The sequence below is a fragment of the Pseudoduganella sp. R-43 genome, from assembly GCF_049913255.1.
In the GTDB taxonomy this organism is placed as follows: Bacteria; Pseudomonadota; Gammaproteobacteria; order Burkholderiales; family Burkholderiaceae_D; genus Rugamonas.
This window is the reverse complement of sequence record NZ_CP183988.1, coordinates 4,499,410-4,516,844: the sequence shown is the minus strand read 5'-3', so window position 1 is coordinate 4,516,844 and position 17,435 is coordinate 4,499,410. Positions and strand designations below refer to the sequence as shown.

The 17,435-nt window shown below is 64.1% G+C and carries 15 protein-coding genes; 5 read left to right on the top strand and 10 right to left on the bottom strand.

Annotated features, from left to right (window positions below):
* Positions 1–52 precede the first annotated feature (52 nt).
* Positions 53–304 (top strand): hypothetical protein, encoded by a 252-nt coding sequence (locus ACN9M3_RS20320; protein WP_426162340.1) that lies wholly within the window; start codon positions 53–55, stop codon positions 302–304.
* Between the two features lie 3 nt (positions 305–307).
* Here the strand turns inward: ACN9M3_RS20320 and ACN9M3_RS20315 are convergent, their stop codons facing one another.
* The 7 genes from ACN9M3_RS20315 to sctV all read right to left on the bottom strand — a co-directional run bounded on the left by ACN9M3_RS20315 (position 308) and on the right by sctV (position 7,905).
* Entirely contained in the window at positions 308–1,807 is a 1,500-nt protein-coding gene (locus tag ACN9M3_RS20315) for a DUF535 family protein (protein WP_426318462.1), read from the bottom strand.
* The gene (locus ACN9M3_RS20310) at positions 1,804–2,142 is read right to left on the bottom strand and encodes a hypothetical protein (RefSeq protein WP_426162338.1); all 339 of its coding nucleotides are present in this window, start codon (positions 2,140–2,142) and stop codon (positions 1,804–1,806) included. The genes ACN9M3_RS20315 and ACN9M3_RS20310 overlap by 4 nt, the downstream gene beginning before the upstream one ends.
* Before the next feature lie 64 nt (positions 2,143–2,206).
* On the bottom strand, positions 2,207–2,794 hold the full coding sequence (locus ACN9M3_RS20305; RefSeq protein ID WP_426162337.1) for an RNA polymerase sigma factor: 588 nt from the start codon (positions 2,792–2,794) through the stop codon (positions 2,207–2,209).
* Positions 2,795–3,054: 260 nt separating this feature from the next.
* Complete coding sequence (locus ACN9M3_RS20300) at positions 3,055–3,441, bottom strand: hypothetical protein (RefSeq protein WP_426162336.1); 387 nt, start codon at positions 3,439–3,441, stop codon at positions 3,055–3,057.
* A gap of 74 nt (positions 3,442–3,515) precedes the next feature.
* Positions 3,516–4,877, bottom strand: coding sequence for a FliI/YscN family ATPase (locus ACN9M3_RS20295; protein ID WP_426162335.1), 1,362 nt, complete (start codon positions 4,875–4,877; stop codon positions 3,516–3,518).
* Positions 4,871–5,788, bottom strand: a complete 918-nt coding sequence (locus tag ACN9M3_RS20290) for an FHA domain-containing protein (protein WP_426318461.1) — start codon at positions 5,786–5,788, stop codon at positions 4,871–4,873. Before ACN9M3_RS20290 ends, ACN9M3_RS20295 begins: the two co-directional genes overlap by 7 nt.
* A 2-nt stretch (positions 5,789–5,790) precedes the next feature.
* A complete protein-coding gene (gene sctV / locus ACN9M3_RS20285; RefSeq protein WP_426162333.1) occupies positions 5,791–7,905 on the bottom strand; it encodes a type III secretion system export apparatus subunit SctV in 2,115 nt (704 codons plus the stop codon).
* Between the two features lie 140 nt (positions 7,906–8,045).
* On the opposite strand from sctV, the gene ACN9M3_RS20280 reads away from it, so the two are divergent.
* Entirely contained in the window at positions 8,046–12,311 is a 4,266-nt protein-coding gene (locus ACN9M3_RS20280; RefSeq protein ID WP_426318460.1) for a hypothetical protein, read from the top strand.
* A 148-nt stretch (positions 12,312–12,459) separates the two neighbouring features.
* On the top strand, positions 12,460–13,101 hold the full coding sequence (locus ACN9M3_RS20275) for an outer membrane beta-barrel protein (protein ID WP_426318459.1): 642 nt from the start codon (positions 12,460–12,462) through the stop codon (positions 13,099–13,101).
* Between the two features lie 51 nt (positions 13,102–13,152).
* Here the strand turns inward: ACN9M3_RS20275 and ACN9M3_RS20270 are convergent, their stop codons facing one another.
* Positions 13,153–13,584: a VirK family protein gene (locus ACN9M3_RS20270; protein WP_426318458.1), complete on the bottom strand. Its 432-nt coding sequence runs from the start codon at positions 13,582–13,584 to the stop codon at positions 13,153–13,155.
* A gap of 70 nt (positions 13,585–13,654) precedes the next feature.
* Positions 13,655–14,554 (bottom strand): LysR substrate-binding domain-containing protein, encoded by a 900-nt coding sequence (locus ACN9M3_RS20265; protein WP_426162327.1) that lies wholly within the window; start codon positions 14,552–14,554, stop codon positions 13,655–13,657.
* 102 nt (positions 14,555–14,656) lie between these two features.
* Here ACN9M3_RS20265 and ACN9M3_RS20260 point away from each other — a divergent pair, with 102 nt between their 5' ends.
* Entirely contained in the window at positions 14,657–15,658 is a 1,002-nt protein-coding gene (locus ACN9M3_RS20260) for a YeiH family protein (protein ID WP_426162326.1), read from the top strand.
* 40 nt (positions 15,659–15,698) lie between these two features.
* Here the strand turns inward: ACN9M3_RS20260 and ACN9M3_RS20255 are convergent, their stop codons facing one another.
* A complete protein-coding gene (locus ACN9M3_RS20255; protein WP_426318457.1) occupies positions 15,699–16,586 on the bottom strand; it encodes a LysR family transcriptional regulator in 888 nt (295 codons plus the stop codon).
* A 124-nt stretch (positions 16,587–16,710) separates the two neighbouring features.
* On the opposite strand from ACN9M3_RS20255, the gene ACN9M3_RS20250 reads away from it, so the two are divergent.
* Positions 16,711–17,139, top strand: coding sequence for a PACE efflux transporter (locus ACN9M3_RS20250; RefSeq protein WP_426162324.1), 429 nt, complete (start codon positions 16,711–16,713; stop codon positions 17,137–17,139).
* The last annotated feature ends 296 nt before the right edge of the window (positions 17,140–17,435 follow it).

The following is a 17,435-nucleotide window of genomic DNA, read 5'->3' as shown; positions in this document are numbered from 1 at the left end:
GGGGCGCCGGGTGGTTACAGTAATGGCTCCTATCACTTCGGAGATCTCCCATATGCAAGCAAAAGACATGCTGCCCGATCATTTGAACGAGCGCGATTTCGAGGGCGTCATCGTGCGCAAAGGCACGGTCGGCGCGTTTATTGTCAGTGCCAGGACCTGGCTCGATGCGGATGCGGCGCCCGCCGATCGCGCGATTGCCGAGCAGGACATTGTGGCCGCCGTACCGGCGCTGCGCGCGCTTGGCGTGCTGGAGGTGTTGACGGTGCGCGATCCGCATTTACGCCGGCTGGTCGAAGGCGAATGAGCGTCACCGCACGTCGCGGCTAGCGTTCGGGCCGAGCCGGGCCAACACGGCGCGGCTGGCGGCCTGCAGTAAATCCTGGCCGCACTGCGTGAGCGTGCCGTCTGGCGTTCCATGCAGCGCTAACGTCAGGCAGGGAAGGCTGAAGTCGCCGTCTGGGCGCCGTTCGGCGCCCAGTGCCAGCCATAGCCGGTCGCAGCGGCGGTGTGGAACCCGCCAGCGCCGCGGGCGGTTGCTGTCGCTGACCAGCAGCAGGCGGCTGCAACCCAGGGCGTGCCCGAGCTGGCGCAGCAGGCGCAACAGCAAATCCCTGGGATGCAGTCCATGCAGCTCATGCGCCAGTAGCGGCGCGCTTTCGCCGCATGCATCCAGCACCCCCCCGATCCCCAGTTCGATGCGGCCATCGTCGGGTACGAAGCAGAAGGCCATAGCGTACAAAGGTTGCGCGTCCCGATACAGGTAGAGCAGCTGTTCTCCGTGGGGTGCCAGCGGCGCAGCGGCGCCCAGCTTGACGCAAAAGGTTGCGCCGCCGCGACCGGGCAGGTGCGCCAGTTCCAGCGGCTGGCGCGCCGCCGCCGCCAGCTGACCACCCCAGCCTCGCTGCAGGACGAAGCGGTAGTGGCTGCACAGGGCCGCCACCCGTCGCGGGCGGCTCAAGCGCAGGCTGAACCAGGGCAGGCAAGGCTTGTGCGCCAGCGCCGGTTGCGCGTGCAGCAGGTCGCGCAGCGCACTGTCGCTGTTCAGCAGTGCCAGCCAGCGGCGTGCCAGGCGGGGCGCAGGCAGCGCGCGCAGGCGCAAGCCGAGCGTGGTGTGCCGGCGTGCCGGCGGCGCGGCGCCAAGCAGCGGTGGCACGCGCCGGCCGTGCAGGGCGTTCGCAGCCAGCAGACAGGCTGCTAACCAGCCCAGGCCTTCGGCCATTGCCGCCAGTACATCGGAGGGATAATGGGCGCCCAGGTAGACGCGGCTGGCTGCTACCAGCACCACCGGCGGCGCGGCCAGCAGTACGATCGCCGCGCGGCGCCATTGGCCGCGGGTGCGCGACAGGAGCCAGGCGGCGCCCAGGGCGTACAGCATGGTGGCGAGGGCGGTGTGCCCGCTTGGGAAGCTGAAGCCGGTGGCGAGCTGACCAGACTGCAGCGTGTCGAACAGCGGCCGGGGGCGCGCCACGACCTGCTTGAGCAACAGGTTCAGGAGCATCAGCCCTGGCAGGCCGCATGCCAGGATCAGCAGCCAAAGGCGGGCGCGCGCCCGGATCATGCAGTAGGCCAGCAGCGTAGCCAGGACCAGAATCCCGGCCACGCTGTGCAGCAGGCTGATCAGGTGCATGGTGTGGGTCAGCCAACCGGTGGCGTGCTTTGCGCACCAATGCGAAAGGCGATGATCCCAGTGCAGCAGGGCGGCGTTGCCGGCGACTGCATGGGCCAATGCGCCAAGCAGCGCCAACGCGGTCAACAATAGGGCCCAGCAGGCGTGCCGTCCTGCGGGGCGCGGTTGACAGCCGTTCATTGCAGCGCCGGCAGCTGCGTGCCGGAGATGGCGTTGCGCGCCTGCACCGCGGCCAAGCTGGGGCGCCGCGACAGCAGGACCGTGCAACGCAAGGCGCGCGCCTGCGCCTGCAGCTCACCGGAGTCGCGTGCGTCGGCGCCGCCGCTGTGGGGGGCGATGCTGGCCTCGGGATACAGGGCCGACCATAGCGCGGCCGTTTCGGCGGCCGCGCTCGCGCGCGGAACGCTGCCTGCCGAGGGCTGGGCCAAGCGATGCAGCAAAACGCTGTGGCCAGAGCACAGGGCGCCGGCCAGCAGGAAGGGCCACAGGGTGGTGGTGGGGCGTTTGATGTCCATAAGCGCTGCATCTTAGGCACCTGGCGCGGCGGCACGGCCCGCTGCCGCGCAGTTTAGGACCGAATTACTCGCTCCAGGCTTGCTGTGCCCCGAACTCCATCTGACGGCGCAGCAGCATGCGGGCACGATTGACGCGAGAACGGATGGTACCGATCGGTACAAGCAGCTGTTCGGCAGCCTGGATATAGCTGCATTCGTCCAGGCACACCAGTTCCAGCGTGTGGCGCAGCCGCGGCGGTAGTTCGCGCGTGGCTTCCTCCAGGCGCCTGGCCAGCTGACGGAAATGTGTCACTTCCTCGGGCGAGGGGGTGCTGTCGTCGGGCGTTGCGCTACGCTCGCTGCCGTCCTGCCACATGTCCAGGCTTTCGGTACGTTCCGACTGCCGCACTTGGCGCGCCACATGATGGCGCGCCACGTTGGCCAGCACGCCGAAGAACCAGGTCTGCACCGACGCGCCGCGCAGGTCGTGATGGCTGCAGCGTAGCGCCTCGAGCAGGGCTTGCTGGATGATGTCGTCCTGCTGGTCCTGTGAGCGTTCGAAGCGCCACAGGAAGCGGCGCAGCGGGCTGGACGAGCTGGTGGCGGTGCGGGAGAGTTGGCCAAGGTAGGCCAGCATTTGCTGTTGTTGTTTGCTGTCAGGCGTTGGATTCATTGCTGCCTTTTTCCAGAGGAGCGGCGCCCCACGGGCACCAGCAGAAAATTAGAGCATGGGTATCTCGACCGCCTTGAGCGTTTGGCCATCTATCGGACCGGTTCCATAGCGTTCGGTCTTAGTTGGTCGCAGCGCGCGAATCGGAGGCGCCGCCGCGTGCTGTAGCCAATACTCGCGACAGCATGCAACTGCTGCGCTTTGCGCCTTGTCCTGCAAGGCATCCGCGCGTGCTTCGCTCGCGCCACTCTCGTTCCAGTCCGTTAGTCCGCCGTACGCAGCTGTTCGAGCAGTTGCGTGAACTTCTCGCGGCGAGCCTCCAACTGCCGGCGTTGCTGTTGTGCCAGTTGCAGCTCGCGCCGCGCCTGGTCGATGGCGGCGTGCTGGGCGTGCACGGCATCGCGCCGCCGCGCCAGGCCGGCCAGCAGCGCCGCTTCCTCTTGCCGCCAGCACTGCAGCGCAGCGATGGAGAGCGGCTGCGCAGCTGCGGCCGCCGTCTGCGCTGCGCGCCGCAGCTGCAGCGTGTCGGCCGCCTGCGCCAGGGCTTGCTGCCGTGCCAGCAGTGCGGTTTCGGCGGCCGCCAGCGCTTGCCGGGCCTGCCCGACTAGGCCGTCCGCCGCCAAGCGGCGCAGCAACTGCAAGTGTTCCATGGCCTGCACGCGGGCCAGGTCGGGGTTGGGTGGGGGAGGCTCCGGCTCCACCTCGTGCGGAAAGCGGCGCGCGCTCACAGGCTCGCCAGGCGCAGCAATTGTTCGATGCTGGCGTCCCAGGTGGCACCCTGGCGCGTGTCCTGGCGCAGGAAGGCGATCACTTCCGGATGGGCGCGTACCACCTTGTCAAGCTCCGGATCGGCACCGCTGCGGTATTCGCCCAGCCGGATCAGCAGTTCGACTTCACGGTAGCTGGATAACACATGGCGCAAACGAGCCGCAGCCTTGCGCTGCTCCGGCGCCACAATATTCGACATGACGCGGCTCAGGCTGGGCAGGACGTCAACCGCCGGATAGTGACCCTGTTCGGCCAGCTTGCGCGAGAGCAGGATATGGCCATCGAGCAGCGAGACGGCTTCCTCGCTGATCGGGTCGGCCTTCAGTTCGCCGTCCAGCAGTACCGTGTAGAGCGCCGTCAGCGCGCCCTGGCTGGTGTTGCCGGCCCGTTCGAGCAGACGCGGCAGCATGGCATAGACCGAGGGCGGATAACCGGCGCGGGCCGGCGCTTCGCCCGCCGCCAGACCGATTTCGCGCTGGGCGCGGGCCAAGCGGGTCAGCGAATCGACCATCAGCAGCACATTCATGCCGCGCGCGCGCATGCCTTCGGCGATGGCGGTGGCGGTGAAGGCCGCGCGCACGCGCTCCAGCGCTGGACGGTCCGACGTGGCGCACACGATCACGGTGCGCGCCAGCAATTCTGGGTCGAGTTCGTGCTCGGTGAATTCGCGCACTTCGCGCCCGCGCTCACCGATCAGGGCCAGCACCAGCACATCGATCGCGCTGCCGCGGCCGATGGCCGCCATCAGCGTGGTCTTGCCGCAGCCGGGCGGCGCGAAGATGCCGACGCGCTGGCCACGGCCCAGGGTCAGCAGGGTGTCGATGCTGCGCACGCCAGTGGCGAACACTTCGCGGATGCGCGGCCTTTCGGTCGGCGCGGGCGCTTCGGCCATGACGGTGCGCCAGGCCATGCCGGGCGCGTCGCCGTCGGGCGGCTGCTGGCCGTCAAGTGGCAGGCCATAGCCGTCGAGCACCCGGCCCAGCAGATCCGGCCCGGCCGCCACGCGGTGCGTGCGGCGCAGCGGCCGGATCAGCCAGGACGGGCCCAGTCCGTCCAGCGTATCGAGCAGCGAGAGCAAGGCGGCGTGCTCATTGAAGCCGACGACTTCGGCGCGCCGCGTGCGGCCGGGCGCCGATGGGTGGAACAGTTCGCATTGTTCGCCGATGCTGGCGTTGGGCACGCTGCCTTCGACCAATGCGCCGAGCACGCGCTGTACCCGGCCCAGGCCGCTAACCAAGGTGACGCCGGCGAATGCCTGCTGCGCGGCGGCCAGCAGGCCGTTGCCAGCCTGGCGCCAGTGGCTATGCCGTTTCACCATGGCAGTTCCAGTTGGCGCTTGCCGTCGAACAGCAGCTTGCCGGGCCGGATCGCTTGCAGCCGGTAGCCGGCCATGCTGGTGCCTTCGTACATCACGGTGCCATCGGCAAGCGTGATGTGGGGCGCACTGCCGGTGACGATTTCGCGCACATCGAAGGGCAGTGCGCGCTGCAGCGGTGTGAGGGCGACGTCGATGCGCACCCGTGTACCAAAGCGCTGCCGCAAGCTGGCCAGCGCGCTGTCGAAGCGGCGTGATTCGTCGGCATCGAGCTCGGCCGAGAGCGTCAGGTGGCCGGTTTCGTAGACAATGCCCACCAGTTTGGACAAGTCGCGCTCGCTCAGAACCCGTTCAGTTTGGCGCGCGATCTCGTCGGCTTCGGCTGGCACCGCGGCCGCCGCTGGCGCCGCGGCCGCGCTGGGCGGCTGGGCGGACGGACTGCGTAGCACGCACCAGGCCAGCACCAGCAGCAACAGCGCGAGCGCGGTCACGGCCGGCAGGGCCAGCGGCCAGCGCCGGCCGGGCCTTGCCGCCTCCGGCACCGGCGGCGCGGACGGCTGCAGCACGGCCGTTTCCCATGGTGCGTCGGCTGGACTGAGCATGAGCCATGCCTGGCCGATGCGGAACGGAAGACCGGGCGCCAGCGCGCTGCCAGCATGCAGCGGCCGGCCTGCCAGGTCGGCGACATCGGCGCCGGAATCCGGCTCGGCCAGCCATTGGCCGTCCACCCAGCGCAAGCTCAGGTGCTGCGGTGCGACGTCGGGGTCGAGCAGGATGACGTCGCATGCGGTATCGCTGCCCACGACGACGGCTTCCTCCGTCAGCGGCAAGGCGGCGCCGGCATGCAAGCCGGACAGCACGCGCAGCTCCAGGCCGGCAGGCGCCGCGATGTTGCCCTCAATGGTTTCGTCCATGGTCACACTCCAAATTCGTCTTCCGCTTCTTGCGTGCCGGGTGGACACGGCACCACATCGAGCACCTGGACCTGCTGTTCCGGCGGCACTTCCTGGGTGGATAAGACAGGCAGTTCATTGAAACGGTCGCGCAACAGGCGCCGCACATGTGGCCGCAGGTCCGGCGCGCACAGCACCACCGGCGGTGGGCGCGGCGGCTGCAGCGCGAGCCGGACGGCAAACTCGTCGGTCAAGGCTTCGCTGGTGCGCACGTCGAGCGCCAGCATGTCGCCGTACGCAGTCTGGCGCACAGCCGAGCGCACCAGCGCTTCCAGCTCGGGCGCCAGCAGCAGGGCGTGCAACGGACCTTTGCTGGCGTAGGCGCCGCAGATTTCCCGTGCCAGCGCGCCGCGCACGCATTCGTACAGCACGGCCGGGTCGCGCTCGCGCTGGCCCCATTCGACCAGGGACTCGGCGATCGTATCCATATTGCGGATACTGACCTGTTCGCCCAGCAAGCGTTGCATGACATCGGCCAGGCGGCCCAAAGGCACACTGCGTTCGAGCTCCTTGGCCAGCTCCGGCGTTTTTTCGGTCAGCCAGCGGCTTAGCTTGTGTGCCTGTTCGATGCCGAAATAGCGCGGCCCCGCCCTCAACAGGGCGCTGGTGAACAGGCCGTTCAGGTATTCCCAGAATGGCTGCGGCTTGCCCGCCGCCCATTCCAGCACCTCAGCTTGCTGCGGCGTCAACCAGACCCGCTGGCGGCCGTCGCGTCCGATCGGCTCGATGCAGTCGGGCGCCAGCTCCAGCGCCGGTACCTGATCCGGCGCGCACAAGGTGGTCAGCATGTCTTGCCGCAGCCAGCCGGCAAAGACGCGCACTTCTTCATGGCAGAACTCGAAGTCGGCGTCGGCAACATGGATGCCAGGGTCGGCGCACACCGGTGGCGGCACCAGGCCGTAGCGCAGCACCAGTGAATTGCGTGCCAGGCGGGCTTGGTTGAGCACGTTTGCCGCCATGAGCGGGTCAACTTGCGCCCCGGTCCGCACGACGAAGTGACGCAGCACCTGGAATTCGCGCAACTCGGGCACTTCGGCGGCTGCTCTGGCCGCATCGTCTCGGGCGCGCTTCTGCTTGCGGTAGATCATGCCCAGGCCAAGCGCGAGCGCGCTGCCCGCCAGCACGGCGAACACCATGCTAGGCATGCCGGGCAGCATGCCAAACACCAGCATGGCACAGCCGGCAATGACCCAGGCCTTGGGCTGCGCCATCAATTGGGCGGTAATTTCCTTACCAACGTTGCGTCCGCCTTCTTCGCCGCCGGCCACGCGCGTCACCAGCAGGCCGGCCGCCAGCGAGAGCAGCAGGGCCGGGATCTGCGCCACCAGACCGTCGCCGATGGTCAGGATGGAATACAGGTGCATGGCGTCAGCGCCGGACATGCCTCGTTGCAGCATGCCGATGGCAAGGCCTCCCACCATATTGGTGAGCAGGATGACGATACCGGCAATGGCGTCGCCCTTGACGAACTTCATGGCGCCGTCCATGGCGCCGAAGAACTGGCTTTCCTGGCCCAGCTGCAAGCGCTTGGCCTGTGCCTCCTTCGCGGTCAGCGAGCCATCCTTGAACTCCATGTCGATCGCCAGCTGCTTGCCGGGCAGGGCGTCAAGCGTGAAACGGGCGCCCACTTCGGCCACCCGCTCGGCGCCCTTGGTAATCACCAGGAATTGCACCACGGTCAAAATCAGGAAGACGACCAGGCCGACCACCAAGTTGCCGCCCACCACGACCTCGCCGAAAGCCTCGATGATGTGGCCGGCCTCCGCTTCGAGGAGGATCAGGCGGGTACTGGCGATGCTGAGCGAGACGCGAAACAGGGTGGTGACCAGGAGCAGGGCGGGGAAAGTGCTCAGGCCGAGCGAATCCTTGATCTGCATGACCAGCACGATCATCAGGCAGGCCGCGCACATGTTCAGGGCGATCAGAATATCCAGCAGCCAGGCGGGCAGCGGCAGCAGCATGGCCAGCACGATGGCGAGCAGGATGGCGGCGGCGGTGACTTCGGCACGGCCCCCCTTTGGCAGCAGTTCTTTGCCGAGGGCCTTGGCGTCGCTCCAGGATGGGGGCGTGGCGTTCAAACGTTGTTTCCTTGCGTGGCGGCGCGCGAAAGGCAGACCGCCGCGCGGTTGCATCGAGTATTGCGATCGGGGTTCATGCCCGCTAAGTGCCAAGGCGGTGGGAATTGGTTCGGCGTTTATGACGCTGCCTGCAGGTTGGCATGCCGCGAACCGGACGGCGCTCAGGCCGCACTAACAAATACGGAGCCTCAAGAAACCACGCCATGCCTAGCTCAGTATCGAATTCGCCCAACACCCCACCGCCGGCTTGGCCGCCAGACGCCAGCGGGCCTCTCGCGCAGCGCGCGGATCAGCAAGCTTCCAGTCGATCCTTGTCTGATCGGTCGTCCATGTTGCAAAAGGAGATGCGTACTCTGCGAGAAAGCGAGTTCCGTTTGCAGAACCAGGTGCAGAGTTTTGACGTGGCGCGCCGCGGTTATAAGGAGGAGCCGGCCGGCTTCCGTTTCGACGAAGCCGTGCCGGGAATGATCCTGACGGTGACGCGCGGCGGTGGGCGAGTTGGCAATCTCGGTGAGGAAATCCGTTTCAGCATCGACCCGCGCCAGCTGCCGGAGGCGTTCGACGCAGTCGCCCCCTTGCTGTTGGCGGAAGACAGTCCTGTGGAGAAATGGCAGCTTGGCGAACCGGATGAGGGCGTCGCACGGCTGACGCTGCAAATTGGACCAGCGCCTGACGAGGCCGAATACACGGCGGTCCGGCTGAAGCGTGTAGCAGATTTCGTCAACCACGAGGCTTTGGCGACTGCAAACATCGGTCCTGGAATCGGTTCGATTTCCGACACGATAGCGCCTGGCTGGCGCTACGCTTCTTATCGCAGGGTAGGCGATGCGGACGCCGGCGTGCCGAACGATGCGCGGCAAGCGGAGGGAGAACCGCTCTTTATTCTGCTATCCCAGCAAGCCGGGACCAGCGACGCCGTTATCACGCCTGAACCTCAGGGGAGGGTCCGATGGGAGACTATTGGTGAGAACCTGAGCGCATTACAAGAAGCGTACGCCTACCGGCGTGCGGTCAGCGAAGCTAACGACAGTGACAGGCAACTGAGCCGTCGAGAGCTGCGCGACTGGGTTTTGGCCGCCGACCAGAGTGCTGCTGCGCAAGTGACTGCAGATGCGATTGCCTGGGCAGTGCCCACCGAAGCAATCTACCGACCCTTAGAAGCAGTGGGAGATGCGCTAAGACGCAGGGCTGAGGCGGTGAGACGGTTGCAACAGTATTATCTTGAGAATTTCGATGGCCACACGCTGGACGAAGCCGGGCTCCGGGACCGTTCATTCATGCGGCAGTGGATTAGCTTATTGGAACGCAATCCCTATCTGGATTACGCCCAGGCAGAGCTGTATGACTCTACACAGCGATACTTCCGGGACAATAGGGAACTCCAGAAGAGCGCCAATGCTTCGCCAGAGGAAGTGCGAGAGTATTGGCTTGGCGTATTGGGTACGGGAAAGCCTGCCGAGCGTCTTAGATGGGATGGGGCGGAAGATGAGTGGCTGGCGACTCTCTCCACTGGGGATCTGGCGCGCCTCGCCGTGAGTATGGATGACGCGCGTCAAATCGGCGTCATGACCGCCTTATTGCAGGACCGAGTTGATCGGACTGCCAAACGAGTCGAGAGGAGGTATGGAAAGTGGCGCAAAACCCTCGCTTTGGAAGGAGCGGCAGATCCCGCCCGCGGCGAGTTTGGTATGTGTCAAGCGCAATTCATGCGCTCTGCTGGCTTTGATCAGGGCAATTGTTTGCCGACATCAACCATGTTTGCAATGGCTTACAAGGAAAGTCAGGAAAGCGGTGTCCTAGCATTGTCGCATGCCATTGCCGCAAGAACTGAGCGTAACTTCGCTGTAACCATTCAGGATATTGAATTTTCCGGGTTCAGATTGGCGCTCGAGACAGTGTTTAGTGCGGTGGAATTCGGCGAATTTCAAGGGCGCGCGGTGGCGTTGGACCAGGTAGTCGAAGATATGGGCGTGGGAGCAGGATCTACCGCCGTCCTGTTAATGACGGGAACGCATGTGATGGCACTGATGGGCCGTGACGGCGCGGGAGGAAAGCGGCAATATCTTCTCTTCGACCCCAATCTGGGTGCTGTGGCATTCTCAGGCGAGGAAGCTCTTCGTGATGGACTCGCGAGGCATTTGGCCAGAAATCAGTCCACGTATGCGGTCGAAATCGGAAAGGATGACGGCCCCGTAGTGGATGTGCTGACGTTGGATGATGAAATGTTGGCCAGGCTGTCTGCCCTTGAGGTGGGGCGATCCCCGGATGGCACAAGTACGAATTTGGCTGAGTTCATGGATCGTTTCACTGCACCCAGCCGTGCGGCATCAAATGCGGCCAAGTTGCAGCGCGACCGGGTTAAGGATGCGCTGCGATTGGCACGGTCGATGCGCGCTCTGACCGCAGGCCAGGTCAGTTCACTGCGCGGCGTGGAAGATATGCCGCGATCACTGTTGCTTTACCTGGACCGTCTGGCGCGTATGGAAGGCGGCGCCTTGCTGGAGATACTGGAGCGTAGCCGATTGCTCGAAACGGTACGCGGTTCCTACGCGACGGGCCGAATCTTCGATGCACTGGGCCGAGCTATGGCGCGGAACGAGGTTCTGCCCGGGGATTTGTTGGGGTATTTGCAGAATGTTGCCCCGGGCACGTTTTACGAGGGGATGCCACGCTTGTTGGGCCAACTGGCGGCCCGCGTGAGTTCAGCGCAAGCCGCGCAAGGCATTCTCGATGTGCTCGATAGTGAAGGAGACGCGCCATTGCGCTCCGGCTACACCGCACTATTGGTGCGTCTGCGCGAATTGTCGGATGCGCCGGAGTTCCGGAAACAGCTGAGCCGATTGGCGGCGCGCTATGCTGTCCAGCTGACACAAGAATATGTCAAGCCATCGGCCGAGAACGTGTTGTCGCGGGCGGACGCCATCGCAACACTGCGCGAGCGCGACGTCCTATCGGCCGACGACCTTGCGCCTCCCATCTTGTACAGTGCCGTGAAGGAACTCAAGGACAAGGATCGGGACGTCAGGCGGGAACTGGACAACGCCGCTGCGCGCATGGGCAGCCTGCTGGACCGGCTGGTCGCTCAAATGCACCCGGAGCACCAGGAGATCGTGGCTGTCAAACTGATCAACAGCCGCAGACTCGGTGACGCCAGCCGTGCCGATTTTGGCAACCGCCTTCTGCGGCGTCACGATGAAGTCGGTCGAAGACCACCTTATTCGGCGCGGATCGAGGGCTGGCTCGCGGCAAAGCGCCTGCGCGCAGCGCCACCGCCTCAGCCCGCTGGGATGATTGCGCGCAGGCCGGCTCCGCTGGCGCCGGGGCCCAGCCTGCCGCGGCCCGATGTGGCCGATGTGGAAGCGATCAGGCTGCTGATGGAAGCGTCTTGGGAATCTGGCCAGCGCGTTTTTGCCACCATCCAGAACTTGGAGTCGGAGCGCATGTTGACGCCGCGGGTGCTGGCTGAATTCGATGCTGCCAACGTGGATGAACTGGCGGCCCGCCTAGGCATGTTGACGGTGGACTTTGATGTCAGGCCAACTGCGAATGAGGCGCGGCTGCTGTTGCGGCAAAAAGTGGCCGGTGCTCTGGAATGCGCGATACTGAATGCTCCGAAGCGCCGCGATATCTTGCAGGATTGGCTTGCCCAACAGCAGTGGTGTATTGCCTCCGAGACAGCAGCGCTGCAACCGGGCAGGCGCGAAGAGCCGCCGGACGCGATGTTTGGCGTACTGGGCGCGTTTGTACAAGAAATGAATGACGCTGCGCCTGCGATGATCGAACAGAAAAATGCCGAGCGGCTAGCATATGATGCTGCGGCGATAGAGGCTTGGCGTGAGGAAGCCTACGCCGATGCGTGTGAACGCGAGGTGCAGCAGAAGGCAGCGGCGGCGCAGCAAGCGGACTTGGTGACCCGGGCGCTGGAAGCGGCTGATCGGAACCATGCCGACCGCCTGCAGGCGCCGCGGGCGGGAACGGCAACGAACAGTGCCGATGCAGTGCCGCAAGCTGCGCCGACGCGCCCTGCACCGCTCGCACGCCACGCCTTTTACCACGAGCAGGTTGCGACCGACGGCCCCCCATTTGCGGCCTTTATGCGTCCGCCTTCGACAACGGCGCCCGACAGCGCCACACCCGGCGCGACGGTGGCACAGGCGCCGGCCGAGGTACACCAGGTCGACCTGGGCGCGATTGCCCAGCACTTGCATGACAATGCGCCGGCAGTGCCGCAATCCGAGCTTGGCGCGGTCGCATGGCGGCCAGATGCGCAAGCTCCCTGGCCGACGCCAGTACGGACCTTGGCGTCGGCCCTGCACCCAAGCGAAACATCGGCGAGCCATATCCAGGCCAGCAGTCGCACCGCGGCTGACCCGATGCCCATGAAATTTCGGGATTGGCGTAGTTAAAAATAACCTAGACGTAACATCGTCCTAGAAATGTGCAGGGGGTGCTCGGCCGTGATTCCTGATGGATACACTTCTCCCCGAAGTCGCCATTCAAGCAGACGCGCTTCCGCAGTATCCATTTCTCGAATAAACCGCAAAGAGATTAAACATGAAGAAACAAGTTATCGCTGTAATGATCGGTGCCGTCGGCACGCTCGCTTCCCTGGCCCACGCCGCCGATACGAATGATGAGTCCGGCCACGCCTACATCGGCGGTTCGATCGGCAATGCTCACCAGCAGTTGTCTATCAACTCCGTCAAGACCGTGCAAAAGCATCGTGCATTCAACCTGCACGGTGGCTACCAGCTGGACCAGAACTGGGGTGTTGAAGCAGGCGTGGTCAGCTTCGGCAAAGCCGAGTTCCTGAAGTCGAACGATGGCTCGCTGACGATGGATAATACGGCTATCTATGCGGCCGCTACCGCACGCATGCCGCTGAGCGCCGACTTCGCCGTGTTTGCCAAAGGCGGCGCCGCTGTCACCCGCCACAACACCACCGTGCTGGGGATCAGCGAGCCGGTGGCAGAGGTTGCGGAAGGTCAGCCACAGCCGGCCAAGGAGACCAGCATTACCAAGGAGAAATCGACTCGCCTCTCTCCAATGGTTGGCGTCGGCGCTTCCTATAACCTGACCAAGAATGTCGCGCTGCTGGCGGAGTATGATTACTTCGGCAAGGCATCGTACAAGAAGCACTTTGGTGGCAAGGTCCGAGCAGACATGATGTCGGTGGGCGTGCGCGTAAGCTTCTGATTTCCGCGTTGCCGCACAAAAAAGCCGGGAGGTATCCCGGCTTTTTTTCGGTCATCGCTTCGCAGGGCTATCTGCCGTCCAGAAACGGGCGCCGGCGCCAATTGTGCATCGATAGTTCATTTGCCTTACCGGGTGGTAGTCCGGCATTCCCAAGACGGTTACGTCCAGAGTCAGGCTGCCATCGTTGTTGAGGCGGTAGCGCATGAACTCGGTGGCAGGGCTGCCGATGGGGGACAAAGTAAAGTGCGTGTCGGAAAAGGCCAGATATGAGCCGGGTAGCATGAAACTGCCGATGGCCAGCCCTGCACGGCGGTCTGGGCCCTTGGCACCGAGATTATCGACGCATTGCGCAAGATCCATTGTCAGCGCCACGCTTCGCCCGTGCATCAGGGCCTCAACCACGTCACCGTAGCCCGGTAATTCAGCAGCTCCTGCTGTCGTGGACAGCAGGATCAGGGAGAAACCTGCCAGAAATTTCTTCATTGTGCTTTGCCTTTCCATGGGTGAAAAGGCGCACTCTAACCAGCGTGCTGAGCCGTCCGGGGTAAAGGCATTACTTCCCGGACCAGTCCTGCTTTTGCAGCAGGATTTCTTCGAAGGCAGTGGCGGCGGGATTCCGCAGCCGGGCCGGATGCCGCAACAGGGAGAAGCTGCGTACCGGCAGATCCAGGTTCGCACTGGCCAGCAGGCCAGCGCGCAGGTACGGCGCGGCGACCAGTTCCGACATGGCTGCGGCATAGGGACCGGCAAGTACTGCGCTGCGCACGGCTTCGTTCGACGGCAATTCAAGGGCAATGCGCAAGGCGAGACGGCGGGCACCGATAACTTTCAGTGCGGCCTCGAATTCGGAGCGCGTGCCGGAACCGGCCTCGCGCAAGACCCAGTGCCCGGTGCGCAAGACGGCAGCCGTGAGCTTCTGACCAGATGCCCAGGGATGGTCGGGCCGCACGACGACGACCATCCGGTCCTCGGCCACCACGCGGCATTGCAGGTTTTCTTCTTGCAGGGCGCCTTCGATCAAGCCAATGTCGGCGCTGCCTTGCACGACCGCACGAGTTACCTGTTCGGTATTGCCCAGATCAACCCGGAGCTCGATGGAAGGATGCAGGTCCTGGAAGCGCACCAGCAGCGGCGGCAGCCAGTAATTGGCGATGGTCTGGCTGGCATGGATGGTCAATGAGCCGCGCCGTAAGCCACCCAGCTCCGCAAGCACCGATTCCGCCGCGCGGCTGCTAGCCAGAACGCGCCTCGCCTCGTCCAGGAATGTCTTGCCGGCGTCGCTGATTTCGATGCCGCGGCCGACCCGATGGAAGAGCGCAACGCCGAAGCGTTCCTCCAGCGCCTTGATGGACGAACTGACGGCGGACGGCGTCAAGGACAGTGCCGATGCGGCGTGGGTCAGGTGCTGGCGCTCTGCGACGGCAACAAAGACACGGAGCTGCTCAAGGGTCATTGTTTAATTTAGATGAATGAAATATGAGAAATTATAAGATGGATCGAATGAATGGGAAAGCTGACAATCGCCTCATTGTTTTTGTCACGAACGGAGGTATGTATGCGTAATAAAGTATTGTCGGCCATCCCTGGCCTTGGCCTATGTGGCGCGGTGACGTTAGCCGCCTATCTGACCGAATGGATGGAGGCCAGGATCTTCGGGCGCGCCTGGCTGGAAAGCCTGGTGCTGGCGATCGTGATCGGCACTGCGGTGCGCTCGCTGCATCGCTTCCACCAGCGCTACGAAGCGGGCATCCGGGTTGGCGCCAAATTGCTGCTGGAGATTGCCGTCGTCCTGCTCGGGGCGGCAGTCAGCGCCAGCAATCTGCTGGAATACGGCCCGTGGCTGATCGCCGGCATCGCGGGGGTGGTCGTGATCGCAATCGTGGCCAGTTATGGGATTGGCCGCTGCGCCGGCTTGCCAAACAAGATGGCCCTGCTGATCGCGTGTGGCAATTCAATCTGCGGCAATTCGGCAATCGCGGCCGTGGCGCCGGTCATCGATGCCGACAGCAATGATGTCGCGGCTTCCATTGCATTCACCGCGGTCCTGGGCGTGGTGGTGGTACTCGGTTTGCCGCTCTTTGTGTCTCTGCTATCCTTCACTGCAGTCCAATACGGGGTTTTTGCTGGACTCACGGTCTACGCTGTGCCCCAGGTGCTGGCCGCTACCAACTGCATTTCCCCGGCTTGCGTGCACATCGGAACGCTGGTGAAACTGGTGCGCGTGCTGATGCTTGGTCCGGTTTGCGTGGTCCTGTCGCTGTTTGGCCTCGGCCAGGCGAAAGGCCGCCCGAGCTTGAATCACCTGGTGCCATGGTTTATCGTGGGTTTCCTGGTGATGCTGACGATGCGCTCGCTGGACCTGCTGCCGCAACTGCTGCTCGCCCCGGCTCACCATACCGCGAACTTCCTGACCATCATGTCGATGGCAGCGCTGGGACTTGGCGTCGATGTGCGCTCCGTGATGCGCGCAGGTCCGCGCGTTGCTGGAGTGGTGGTGGTCTCGCTCGCCGCGCTTGGGGTCGTAAGCTTCCTGTTGATCCGTATTTTAGGCATCTGATGCGCTGCCATGGCCGGTTCCCGAGGAAATGGCCTGCCAATTAATCTCGCATTTCGGGAACCGGCCGCTCCATGAGTTCAATCAATTCGCGCGCCGCTTTGCCCAGCGGCGTGGCGCTGCGCCAGACCAGATGCACCGGCAGCAGCAATTCGTTGCGGGTATTTTTGAAGTGCAGCCGCGTCAGCCGGCCTTGTTCCAGCAAACGGGTGATGCGGGACAAAGGAAAGTTGCCCCAGCCAAGCCCCAACTCGACCATTTGCAGGGCCAGGGGCAGGCTATCGGTGCGCCAATATGCCGCTGCCAGCAAAGGGCGCTTGTCGGTCATCGGCTGCTCACAGGCGGCGACAATGATTTGCCGCACGTTGACCAACTCCTGCAAGAAGACTGAGCCCGCCAAGCTGTGATGGGGGGAGATGGTCGCCACCAGCGATTCGCTTCCCACCCACAGGAATTGCTCGTCCGCTTTGACGTCGGGGCCACCGTACGCAAGGCAGACGGCGACGCGGCCACGGCGCAACAAGGCGAGCACCTCGTCCTGCGGCGCTTGCATCACTTCTATATCAAGCAAAGGATATCGTCGCGCCAGCACGGACATGGCCGCCATCAGGGAATTGCTGTCCAGATCGGCGGCGACTCCGATCGACAGCGTGCTTTCGAGGCCGCGCGCCAAGGCGACGGCGTGCGTGCGCAACTGCCTCAGCTGGTTGTGCACCAGCTTCGCCTGGGGCACCAGCGCCAGGGCGGCGGCCGTCGGACGCAATTCGCGCTGGCCGCGCTGGAACAGCTCGAATCCCAATTCGGCTTCCAGGTTGCCGACTGCCATGCTGACCGCGGAGGGGACACGCCGAAGCGCCCGCGCCGCGGCAGAGAACGAGCCGTGCTCGAGGACGGCCAGCAATAGTTCAACGTGATCGCTCGTCAGGTTCATATCCGACAGCTTATCAGAAAAACTGAAAGATGCTGACTTTGAGTGTCAGTATGACTGACGTATCTTTGCTGCAAGGCAGAGCGACCGTGCTGCCTTCACATGACTACAGAAAGCGAGAGTAAAAATGCAAGGTATCAAACGGAAACTGGTCTATGCGACTTCTTACGAATTGCTCGGCATGCTGATATCCGGTCTGGGGCTGGCTTGGCTGTCGGGGGGCGCACCCATTCATACAGGGCCTTTGTCGCTGATGATCAGCTTGATTGCAGTCGCTTGGAATATGGCCTACAACCTGTTATTCGAGCGATGGGAGGCATGCCAGGCACAACTGGCGCGCACGGTATGGCGTCGCGTGCTACATGCTGTGGGATTCCAACTTACCCTGATGCTCTACCTGATTCCGTTGATTGCCTGGTGGATGGCGATTACGCTATGGCAGGCGGTCCAGCTCGATTTTGCGCTAATGGTTGTTATCCCGGGCTACACATTCCTGTTCAATTGGACCTTCGATGCGCTCTTCGGCGCGCCGACTCAGCGGGGAACATCTGCGTGAGCTATGGCGGCACGGTGATGTTCTCCGGCATGGCTGCGGGCGGGGCGATGTCCATGGCTCTGGCGAAAGCCTCATCGCGATACTGATGCGCGACGAGCGTCCGTTCTACGGCAGTCCCTTGCGTATCGTGCAGGGCCTCGAATGCATCGAGGCGGACTGCTGGAAAGACCAGACCGCTGCGCGCGATTATTCAATGTGGCGCGGGGCACGCAGAGGCCCCGGGGTTCCGCGATGTTGGAGGACTGCTGGCGGGTTCGTGGCCCAGCGTCGCTACTGAATCAACTACTACCGATGAC